Raw genomic sequence first — 10,105 nt, forward strand, 5'->3', positions numbered from 1 at the left:
CTACTGCGCCAATTCTCTATAGAATTCCCTTTAACCCAGTGATTAAAGGCCCCTAATGATGATCCACATGGAATTTGGAATTGCATTTGATGTGCTGCGTCACCTTCAGTGCAACACGTGTTAAAAAACTAAAATACTATTTAAAAATAAGTGCCATCTTATCTTTAGGATTAGCTTCCGCACGTTTAATTTCACTTTCATTATTACATTCTAGATAAATACGATACTCATAACTTTGTCTATTTCTTAAGAAATAACTTCTACGTTGAAGTGCTTTGATTTCATTATTTTTACCTTCAACAACAGCATTTGTAAAACGATATTGATGATAATTGGCAATTTCAACTTTCCAATTCTTGAAAGTTTTTAAGACTTTAATTATTTCAGAAATGCCTAAGTTTTCACCATTATTAATCCGTTTTTTCTAATAGACTCATGGCATTTGTTTTATTGCTATAATCGTACCATTCAATTAGAGCTTCTTTAAACCAATAAGATTCTTTTAATTCAAGTGCCCTAGTAAAGATATGTGGCCATACATTGCTTTTGCCCAGTCCCATAATAAGTTGACGGTCATGTGATGTGACGTGACTTACCATCATAATCATGTTACCAATTACAGTACGAATACGACGGCGTTTCACTTCTCGCTTTTGATGTGGTGCTCGACCACCAATAGTTCCTTGACCAATCATTCTCAGAATATTATATGCTATCATTCCAATTTCAAGGACAAGCGCATTAGCAACAAACTTTCCAGATGAAAGACGTTCAAAATCCATATCTGATTTGATTTCACTGTGGTATTGTTCACATTTCACCATGAGCATGATAAAGTGCTATAATTTCACAATCTGATTCACCAAGATTGGCCCACCATGTTTCAACTTCTATATTGGGAACAAGAAAAATCTGACCTGTTTTAACGGCATTTATTCAGTACTTTTAGAAAAAGGTATTTTTCTAGTTCCTCAACCTAAAGCAGGTGGCTCTTTTGCAACAAAAGCTTATTATACCTTTAAAGATCCAGTAGCTCTTGAAGAAATCAAAGCTTGATGCTGGACTTGATATTGGTGGTACACTAATTAGCATGCACCTAAAAAAGGTAGACGTTCCTGTACGTTTAAATACAACACATATTGGAATGCCATATTACTTGCAGCAAGAACACGTCCTAAATTCATTGGTGGTATTCGTGCTATGTACAATGAAAACCATTTATAAGAACATAAAAAAGATGTTGCAAATAAATTTGCAACATCTTTTTTATGTTCTTATTCGATAACTTTAATCCAACCTTCTGGTGCTTCAATACGACCCATTTGAATATCTGTAAGCGTTTGATAAAGTTTCTTTGTGATAGGTCCCATTTCTTCCATACCACTTGGAAAACAAATTTCTTCACCATGATTAATAATTTTTCCAACTGGTGAAATAACAGCAGCTGTACCACAAAGACCACATTCAGCAAAATCTTTTACTTCATCAATGTGAATTTCGCGTTCTTCTACTTCTAATCCTAAGTATTCTTTCGCAACATACATTAATGAACGACGTGTAATAGATGGTAAAATACTATTTGATTTAGGTGTAATAACCTTATTGTCTTTTGTTACAAATAAGAAGTTTGCCCCACCTGTTTCTTCTACCTTTGTGCGTGTAGCTGCATCAAGATACATATTTTCATCAAATCCTGCTTTATGTGCTTCTACAATAGGATGTAAGCTCATAGCATAGTTTAATCCTGCTTTAATATGACCTGTTCCATGTGGTGCAGCACGGTCGAAATCACTTACGCAAAGTGTAAGTGGTTTTACACCACCTTTAAAGTAAGGACCTACTGGTGTTGTAAAGATTCTAAATTGATATTCTTGCGCTGGTTTTACACCAATTACAGGACTACTTCCAAACATATATGGACGAATATATAATGTTGCCCCTGAACCATATGGTGGTACATATTCTGCGTTAGCTTTAACAGTTTCTACAACTGCTTCAATGAAACGTTCTTCTGGGAATACTGGCATTTCTAATCTTTCTGCTGAATCTGCCATACGTTTTGCATTTAAATCAGGTCTAAAAATTACAATTTGACCTTTTTCTGTTGTATAAGCCTTTAATCCTTCAAAACATGTTTGTGCATATTGAAGAACACCTGCTGATTCATTGATTACAACAGTATCATCTTCTGTTAAAATCCCATTATCCCAGCTGCCATCTTTAAAATTAGCAACATATCTTTTATTTGTTTCTCTGTAAGCAAATCCAATATTTTCCCAATCTAAATTCTTCTTTTCCATATTATCAGCCTCATTCTTCTTATGATATTAATTTAAACAATCTTTATATTATGTTTAAATTATTATACAACTTTAATAAATTATACACAAGTATGCATTTAATTTATTTTCAATATCTTGACAATAAATATTAATTATCTTGCATTTACATTTATCACATTTTAAATATTTACCGCATATAGTAAATATTGTAATCGTTAAAAAGGTGAAATTATATGGGATTTTTTAATCGTCGTCGTATGATGCCTTCCAATCAATATCCATCTCAATACACCAATAATACACATAACCGCGCCGCACAAATGGCAGCTCAGAATGCGAATTCACAGTCTACTTATACTGACCTTGCAGATTATGGTCCTAATCCCTTTGCTGTTAACATTGATGAAATTACCAAACGTAATCAAAATTTCCGTACAGTACTATGGACAGGACCAAACCTTCAAGTTACCTTAATGAGCATCCCACCAGGAGGTGAAATAGGTCTTGAAAATCATCCTAATTTAGATCAATTTCTACGTTTAGAAGCTGGAGATGGTCTTGTAATGATGGGAGAAACTAAAGATAATCTGAACTTCAGACAACATGTTGGGGATGGTTATGCTTTTATCATTCCAGCTAATACTTGGCACAATCTGATTAACATTGGTAACACCCCAATTAAACTTTATTCTATCTATGCGCCGCATCAGCATCCATTTGGTACTGTACATCCTACCAAAGCAGATGCTGATGTAGCTGAATCTAATTAATAGTACTTCTTCCCTTTAAAATAAAAAAAGCCACCTTATAAGGGTGGCTTCTTTTATTTTGTTTATTAACTAAGGATTAACTCACTTAGTTTAGAAATAACTTCTTCTATCGTCTGTGTATCCCATTCATTATTATAGTAAGTATGTAAAGCCCCTTGTATCAGCAAGGATAAAGCAATGTTTTTTTCGACACTATCTTTATACTCTGGATACTTTTCAAAAGTAAAGGCTTTCATTTCTTTTTCTAATTTATTCACAAATATGCCTCTTCGATTATCTGCAAATAAAATTTTAGTTAAATTTTTTCTTCGCTAAAAACATCAAAGAATGCTTTTGTGATATCATACGGACTGCTTAATGTATCATTAAGTTGTGAAATCTTTTCAATCTTAGAATGAATTAATTCATTTTCTATTTCATCTGATAAATGATAAATATCATTAAAGTGTAAATAAAATGTTGCTTTATTAATCATCGCTTCATCTGCTAGTTCCTTTACTGTAATCTTTTCTAAAGGTTTTTTAGCACGAAGGGCTATAAAAGCATCGAATATGCTTTTTCTCGTTTTTTTAACTCTTAAATCCATTTTATTTCTCCTATAATACGACTTATTACCAATTATGTTGTTTAAACAACATCTTATTAACTCTGAGTATAGCTTTTTTCTGAATACGTTCTATAATTTACTATATACAATTAAACAACCATAGTCAATTAAAAGAGGCGATTTGATTGAACTTAAATGATTTTTACACAAGAAATATCTTCGATGCCTATAACTATTTAGGTACGCATATAGATTCAAAAGGTACAATGTTCCGCACTTTTGCATCTAATGCAAATAGAGTCATACTTATTGGCAGCTTTAATAATTGGCAGAAAACTGCTCTGTAAAAAATACATGAAAACTTTTATGAATGTTATATACTTGGTGAAGATATATGAAATCCACTGACTTTACCATACTAATACATAATAAAGCTTAGAAAGGAGTTACTTAATATGTCTACTGATTCATCCGAGCTGCCTTTGAAAATAGATGAGGTACTCCAAAAATCATATTACCTATTCATGAATCCATTAATGAAGATTTTAAAAAAGTTCTTATGACAAGTCTCTTAACTATTAAAGTCCATCATAAACTACTTCAAAATAAACTCACAGCTTTAACTACTTCAGAAACACCAACAGAATTTTCATTTGAAAGACCTCCTAGCTGTAAAGCAATTTTTGAAAAACAATTAGCCTCTGAACTTTTTGATGATTGTAATGATGCAGTAAAAAATTATAAAATACCAAGCTCCCTTTTTGCTTCTGGTAAGACTCTCGCAAATGCAGCATAGAAGTCTTCACCTTCTTGCACTTCTATGCGATAAAACGCATTAATTAGTTTATTTTGTATATCTTGACGTTCTTTTTCATCAAATACAAATTTCAAACGAAACGCAAGTGCTTTTATAAGTTGATGCCATATTAAAATAAGTTCCTTATTGGCTTCATAGTGTTGAATACCAATCCATTCACTTACTTTTACAGGTGATAATGTTGGTTTTAAACAGCTGCCAACTTGTAAAAAGTACTTAAAATTATTATTCTCATACACTCTTCCTAAAGGGAATAAACGACAAATATTGGGGCGATGTGCATGAATTGCACAACGGTTTTGTGCATCTAAGAAACTACATCTATTCTCTTCACCTTGCATTTTTAAATAAGGTAATAGTACTTTATTATTTTCACGTAATGTAATTTTATTTCCTATTAATTCATCAAACGAAATATCTAAATACGACTTAATCTCATAAGCATCAAATGGTGTTAAGGCAACAAGGTCCCCTACATTATGGCAGCATGCACTACATCCATTACATCCTTTTGTATCCGCATTCACCATATCTTCAATGTCATAGAGCTTTCCATCTGAAATATTTTCTAATGTTCTTTCCATATCCTTTTCCTCTCTAGCGACCGCTATCTATTGTTCTGATATGATTGTAATCATATGGTAGATTATTGTCAATAATGAAGGCCAACACACTCATAAATGTTGGCCTCTTAAAACCATATATTATTGAATCGTATTATATTCGAAATCACTTGTTACTGTACCTACACCTTGTAATCCAAAAGTAATTGAACTCCCTGGTGCAATTGTACTATTCCAAGACATAGGAATAATTGGTGACTCCTCTGTTGTAAGATTATTTGCCCAATCTACCATAGCTGTATCTAAGTCTTCAATAATTGTCTTATAGTCATATTGATCACTTGGATGCATTGGAATAATCTGTGCTACAACAATAATCATATTTGGATTATTCGCACGCATTTGTGCTACAAACTTTGTATAGGCATCTAATATTTTCTTTGTGCCTGTATTACCCCAGCAATCATTTGTGCCAAAATGCATAATTACAATATCAGGATTAGATGCATCAAGCCATGTTTCAAGATTATTTGTTTCTACTAATTGTGTTACGAGCATACCACTATGCCCTTCATGCTGGCCATATTGTGAAACAACTGACTGTACATTAAAACCATTTTCGTCTAACTTCTTAAATAGCATTGTTCGCCAAAAGTCACAATCCGTATATGTCAAAATATTTGTTTCCCATACTTCCCCTAAAATCCCCTTATTGAAACTCTATGCAGTCAATGTTATACTAGTATCCATAATAGTTTTAGCTTAAACAAAAATTGAGTGCACAACAACTAAAAGAGCTTATTTTTATAAGCTCTTTTTGTAGCATAAGATAGATATAGAAAGGTAATTTTATGATAACAGTTAACAACTTTTCTTATTCATTTCCACATAAAGATTTATTTGATAAAATTTCATTTATATTAGAAGACGGTCAACACTGTGCTTTTATTGGTATGAGCGGTAGTGGTAAAAGTACACTAGTCGATATTATAATGAATCCTGAAAAATATATGTATGAAGGTACATTAAATATTCCCCAAAACTGTCGCATTGGTTATGTGAACCAATTTTCTAAATCAGATAAAACACAAGAAATAACAGTGTTTGAATATATTGCCCAGCAGTCTCTTGCCCTTAAAGGTAAATTAGAAGTTATTTGTGATGAAATGGCTACAGCTACAGAGCTTGATGCGCTTCTTGAAAAATATCAAGAAACATTAGATGCTTTTGAAACTATTGGTGGCGAAGATTACGAAAGCATTATTACAAGACAACTTAATCTTGCAGAGCTTACAAGACATAAAGATCTTATGCTCTCTGAATTAAGTGGTGGGGAATTTAAACTTATTCAAGTTATTAAGGAAATGTTTGCACAACCTGATTTAATGATTATGGATGAACCAGATGCTTTCTTAGACTTTGAAAATCTTAACTCACTTAAAAATCTCATTAATGCTTATAAAGGTACAATGCTTATTGTTACACATAATCGCTATTTATTAGACCACTGTTTCAATAAGATTATTCACTTGGAAAATAAAAAACTTCAAGAATTCGATGGTTCATATCTTGATTACAATTTCTCACTTCTTGCACACAAAGTTGAACTTCAAGAACTTGCTCACGAAGACACTGAAGAAATCAAACGTAATGCTACTTTAATTAAAAAACTCAGAGAAGCAGCTACAAATAATGCTGAAGCTTCAAGAGGGAATGCTCTAAAAGCACGAAGAGCGCCTCATTGCTCGTCGTATTAAAGCACCATTTGTAGACATCAAACAACCTGCTATCACACTTACAACAACTAAAGCCCTTGACGCAGAAATACCTGCACTTACTGTAACAGATTACAGCATAAGCTTTAATGAAATGCTTTTAGAAAATGTTAATTTTGAAATTAAAGGGACAGATAAAGTAGCACTTATTGGACCTAATGGTACAGGTAAAACCACTTTACTTCGTGAAATCTTTAAAAATCAAAATCCACACATTGAAATTAATGAAGCTATCGAAACAGCTTATTTATCTCAGCTGCAAGGAGAAGTGCTTGATGAATCACGTACAATTCTTGATGAATTCTTAAGCTACGGTTTTAATACTAAAAGTGAAGTCCTTCCTCATCTTTCTGGGTATGGCTTCAAAAAAGATATGTTAGACCAAAAAATCGGTTCACTTTCAGGGGGCGAAAAAAATATCCTCCAACTTGCTAAAATTACCATTGGAGATGCTAATATGCTCTTCTTAGATGAGCCTACAAGCCACTTAGATACTTATTGCACAGCTCGCCCTTGAAAAAGCTATTAAAGAATACAATGGTGCTATCCTTATGGTATCTCATGATTTCTATACAATTGCTAACTGTATGGATTATGTTTTAATCGTAGATGAACACTCTATTCGCCGTATGAGTATTCGTAAATTTAGAAAAATGATTTATGCACGCCACTTTAATAAAGATTATTTAGAGCTTGAACAAAAGAAAAAGGCCTTAGAAATCAAAGTTGCTACAGCTTTAAAAAATAATGATTTCACATTAGCTAAAGGACTTTGTGAAGATTTAGAAAAACTCATTACAGCTCTTTAATTTTCAAAATATGCAATGCCTCATATAAGGTATTGCATATTTTTTATATCTATTCATAAAAAATCACCTGCAAATGTAAATTTTATATTTCACATTTGCAGGTGCTCTTATTTTACGCTTCTACTAAAAGCTTATAATCTTCTTTTGTAAAACGATGATAAATTGTATGCCCCATTTCCATCTTAATACAATAATAATACTCATCAATATTTTGATCTTTAAAGTACATTGTATAATCAAATTCCATATCTTCCGGTGTGCTTTCACATATATATTCTTCACTATACTTTTTAAACACCTGACGAATTTCTTCTAATGTACAATGATGATTATTTCTAAAAAGATTAATCATATCTACAAGAAAAGCTGGCTCTTTCACATTTTTATGAACGTATTCACTACCTTGTGGTGGGACGCAAATTTCAATTCTACCCCCACGTATAGCAAATTCTAAATGTCCTAATATACCCTCTTCTTTAAAACTCTTACTTAATAAGCTAAGCATTTCTTTTGCATTTGCACACTTTATCTCTAATATAGCATTTAAAGACTCGGTTGGATAATAAAGGCGAATTGTTTCTTTATCATATCCTAGCTTAATTTGAGCTTCCTTCATTTGATCAATAATATTGTTAATTAATCTTTCTTTATTCATACTACACACTCTTTCTATTCTACTACGTCATTTTAGGCAAGTTTATCTTCACTACATAGCGTATCCTTTAATGTTTGTAATTAATCCTCTTGACATCTCTAGATTAAAATTTTACCACTTCTGGTGCAGCTGTGAAAGATGAAAATGTAGCTGTTACATCTTTTAGATAAAGTACTTGTGTATTTTCATCATCTGCTGAGTACATTTCTTTTAGCTCTGGATATGCTTCAAGCATAGATACTTTTACTTCTCTTCTATTATCATCTACAAGTGTTGCTGCAACCCTAAGCCACTCTCCACCCTTCATTGCACAAATTTCAACTTTAGAATTAACCGCAATTTGTTTTGAAACTTCTTTTGAACGCCCTGTTTGAATATATAATTTATCTTCATAAATATGTATTGTTCCAAAAGGTCTTACTCTCGGTTGATTTCCTTCTACAGTTGCTAAATAATATGTTTGTGCTGATTTTAAAAACTCATATACTTTTTTCATGATTTTATCCCTTTTCTTTTAATAGTTATATTAACTATTAAATTATATCACCATTTTAATATTTTACTCAACTTTCCCAGCAATTATTTTTTAATAAAGCCTGAAATGACGTTTGAGACAGTATCCACTCATCTACTTTACCTTTTATACATTCTGTGATATCTGATGGCAAATTTAAAATGTGCTCAACAAATAAAGCCATAAGGCTTTGTATGCAGTTGTTAATTCCATATCTTGAATATCTTCGCAGAACATGAAAAATGATTAGATCTCAAAAACTAACGTTTTTTGTATTTGTCAAGTGAATTCGGAACCAAAATGCATTTGAAAATGGATCCACCTTAATTCAAAAATTTATGACCGTTTATAGGTCATACGCATTCTATTTTTCCACATTTATTCCACGGTTCCCTTGACTATGAGCCTCCGTTGATATGCTGTTAGGCAGCTGAGGCAGCCACCTAGTTTGATGGTGTGCTACGAAGCTTGTGTGCTGCCTATCTTGACTAGCGTAGCATATCAACCCTCATAATCAAGGCACTTTCGCGGCATAAACGTTAGCCATTTTCTACATTTGATTTTGGAGCCACTTTTCAGTTTCATGGATCCGGTATGAGCTGGTGCTCATATCTAAAATATACGATTTATGTGTTAGCCTATCTATCATCGCGGCTATTAATACTTGATCTCCAAAGATTTCATGCCATCGATCAAAAGACAAGTTTGTGGTTATGATCGTTGACTTTCTTCCTGTACGTAGTGAGATATGTGTAAATAATAATTCTGCACCTTCTTTATCAAAGGAAATGTAACCTAGCTCATCTGCAATGACTAAGTCATATTTCTCAAACTTGTTTTCAAAGGCCTTTAAAGTCTTATTGCTACGGCATTCTTTCAGCTGAGTATCAGTAATGGTACAGTTGTAAATAGTACTTTGTATCCCTCCATACATGCCTTTATGCCTAATGCAGTTGCAGTATGTGTTTTACCTGTTCCAGTACTCCCTAATAGGATTACATTTTGTCTATCTTGTTCATACCGTAAAACATTTAACAGAAATTCTTCGTAGGATAATCCTTTTTCTTTTGCTTCCATAAGTTCATCTGCCATACAGGCACTTATTCCTGATAGGCGAATAGACTTACAGATTTCTCGAATTTCTTCTAACTGCTTATCAAAAAGCGTATTCATAGGATGGCCTCCTTCTCATAGTGTGTAGATTGAATACCAAAGATTTCATTGATACGTCTGATATTTTCATTAGAAATATCAATGATCTTAGGATCACCAGGGGAGTTTGTTTCAGCTTCTATATTTCTCTCACAAATGAGCTTGATTTTATTAGTTGACAAATCTATAGGGCTTATCTTTTGAAGCGTTTCAATAGCAAC

The 10,105-nt window shown here is 32.6% G+C and carries 15 protein-coding genes and 3 pseudogenes; 6 read left to right on the forward strand and 12 right to left on the reverse strand.

Going from position 1 to position 10,105, the window contains the following annotated elements; genetic code table 11:
* Window positions 1–136 precede the first annotated feature (136 nt).
* Window positions 137–415 (reverse strand): transposase, encoded by a 279-nt coding sequence (locus tag JCM14822_RS25095; RefSeq protein ID WP_083461448.1) that lies wholly within the window; start codon window positions 413–415, stop codon window positions 137–139.
* A 106-nt stretch (window positions 416–521) separates the two neighbouring features.
* Window positions 522–924, reverse strand: a pseudogene (locus JCM14822_RS13205) (transposase); the annotation flags it as partial.
* 39 nt (window positions 925–963) lie between these two features.
* On the opposite strand from JCM14822_RS13205, the pseudogene JCM14822_RS24580 reads away from it, so the two are divergent.
* Window positions 964–1,224 (forward strand): annotated as a pseudogene (locus tag JCM14822_RS24580) (DUF436 family protein); the annotation flags it as partial.
* A 50-nt stretch (window positions 1,225–1,274) separates the two neighbouring features.
* Here JCM14822_RS24580 and JCM14822_RS13215 read toward each other — a convergent pair.
* A pseudogene (locus JCM14822_RS13215) lies at window positions 1,275–2,309 on the reverse strand (branched-chain amino acid aminotransferase); the annotation flags it as partial.
* A gap of 206 nt (window positions 2,310–2,515) precedes the next feature.
* Here JCM14822_RS13215 and JCM14822_RS13220 point away from each other — a divergent pair.
* Window positions 2,516–3,052: a cupin domain-containing protein gene (locus JCM14822_RS13220; RefSeq protein WP_157047762.1), complete on the forward strand. Its 537-nt coding sequence runs from the start codon at window positions 2,516–2,518 to the stop codon at window positions 3,050–3,052.
* A gap of 65 nt (window positions 3,053–3,117) precedes the next feature.
* On the opposite strand, the gene JCM14822_RS13225 is transcribed toward JCM14822_RS13220, so the two are convergent.
* Together JCM14822_RS13225 and JCM14822_RS13230 are read right to left on the reverse strand one after the other, a co-directional pair.
* Window positions 3,118–3,309, reverse strand: coding sequence for a hypothetical protein (locus tag JCM14822_RS13225; RefSeq protein ID WP_054742852.1), 192 nt, complete (start codon window positions 3,307–3,309; stop codon window positions 3,118–3,120).
* A 38-nt stretch (window positions 3,310–3,347) separates the two neighbouring features.
* Window positions 3,348–3,638 carry a TetR/AcrR family transcriptional regulator gene (locus JCM14822_RS13230; protein WP_054742853.1) on the reverse strand — a complete coding sequence of 97 codons (291 nt, stop codon included), beginning with the start codon at window positions 3,636–3,638 and terminating at the stop codon, window positions 3,348–3,350.
* 146 nt (window positions 3,639–3,784) lie between these two features.
* On the opposite strand from JCM14822_RS13230, the gene JCM14822_RS25100 reads away from it, so the two are divergent.
* Window positions 3,785–3,946 (forward strand): hypothetical protein, encoded by a 162-nt coding sequence (locus JCM14822_RS25100; RefSeq protein ID WP_083461447.1) that lies wholly within the window; start codon window positions 3,785–3,787, stop codon window positions 3,944–3,946.
* A 391-nt stretch (window positions 3,947–4,337) separates the two neighbouring features.
* Here the strand turns inward: JCM14822_RS25100 and JCM14822_RS13240 are convergent, their stop codons facing one another.
* On the reverse strand, window positions 4,338–5,000 hold the full coding sequence (locus tag JCM14822_RS13240; RefSeq protein ID WP_054742855.1) for a YkgJ family cysteine cluster protein: 663 nt from the start codon (window positions 4,998–5,000) through the stop codon (window positions 4,338–4,340).
* Between the two features lie 120 nt (window positions 5,001–5,120).
* Window positions 5,121–5,654: a GDSL-type esterase/lipase family protein gene (locus JCM14822_RS13245; protein ID WP_054742856.1), complete on the reverse strand. Its 534-nt coding sequence runs from the start codon at window positions 5,652–5,654 to the stop codon at window positions 5,121–5,123.
* Between the two features lie 176 nt (window positions 5,655–5,830).
* Here JCM14822_RS13245 and JCM14822_RS24000 point away from each other — a divergent pair, with 176 nt between their 5' ends.
* The 3 genes from JCM14822_RS24000 (at window position 5,831) to JCM14822_RS24010 (ending at window position 7,563) form a co-directional block, all read left to right on the forward strand.
* Window positions 5,831–6,736 (forward strand): ATP-binding cassette domain-containing protein, encoded by a 906-nt coding sequence (locus JCM14822_RS24000; protein ID WP_330377536.1) that lies wholly within the window; start codon window positions 5,831–5,833, stop codon window positions 6,734–6,736.
* 112 nt (window positions 6,737–6,848) lie between these two features.
* On the forward strand, window positions 6,849–7,271 hold the full coding sequence (locus JCM14822_RS24005) for an ATP-binding cassette domain-containing protein (protein WP_330377537.1): 423 nt from the start codon (window positions 6,849–6,851) through the stop codon (window positions 7,269–7,271).
* Between the two features lie 34 nt (window positions 7,272–7,305).
* Window positions 7,306–7,563, forward strand: a complete 258-nt coding sequence (locus JCM14822_RS24010; protein WP_330377538.1) for a hypothetical protein — start codon at window positions 7,306–7,308, stop codon at window positions 7,561–7,563.
* A 112-nt stretch (window positions 7,564–7,675) separates the two neighbouring features.
* Here the strand turns inward: JCM14822_RS24010 and JCM14822_RS13255 are convergent, their stop codons facing one another.
* The 5 genes from JCM14822_RS13255 to JCM14822_RS13270 all read right to left on the reverse strand — a co-directional run.
* Window positions 7,676–8,218, reverse strand: a complete 543-nt coding sequence (locus JCM14822_RS13255; protein ID WP_054742857.1) for a DUF3877 family protein — start codon at window positions 8,216–8,218, stop codon at window positions 7,676–7,678.
* Window positions 8,219–8,321: 103 nt separating this feature from the next.
* A complete protein-coding gene (locus tag JCM14822_RS13260) occupies window positions 8,322–8,714 on the reverse strand; it encodes a pyridoxamine 5'-phosphate oxidase family protein (protein ID WP_054742858.1) in 393 nt (130 codons plus the stop codon).
* Window positions 8,715–9,282: 568 nt separating this feature from the next.
* Entirely contained in the window at window positions 9,283–9,666 is a 384-nt protein-coding gene (locus tag JCM14822_RS25105; protein WP_278287221.1) for an ATP-binding protein, read from the reverse strand.
* Window positions 9,609–9,905, reverse strand: a complete 297-nt coding sequence (locus tag JCM14822_RS22650; RefSeq protein ID WP_278287222.1) for an ATP-binding protein — start codon at window positions 9,903–9,905, stop codon at window positions 9,609–9,611. The genes JCM14822_RS25105 and JCM14822_RS22650 overlap by 58 nt, the downstream gene beginning before the upstream one ends.
* The coding region (locus tag JCM14822_RS13270) for a hypothetical protein (protein WP_054742859.1) at window positions 9,902–10,105 on the reverse strand (204 nt) is incomplete at its 5' end. The genes JCM14822_RS22650 and JCM14822_RS13270, both read right to left, overlap by 4 nt.

The sequence above is a fragment of the Cellulosilyticum ruminicola JCM 14822 genome (assembly GCF_001311925.1).
In the GTDB taxonomy this organism is placed as follows: domain Bacteria; phylum Bacillota; class Clostridia; order Lachnospirales; family Cellulosilyticaceae; genus Cellulosilyticum; species Cellulosilyticum ruminicola.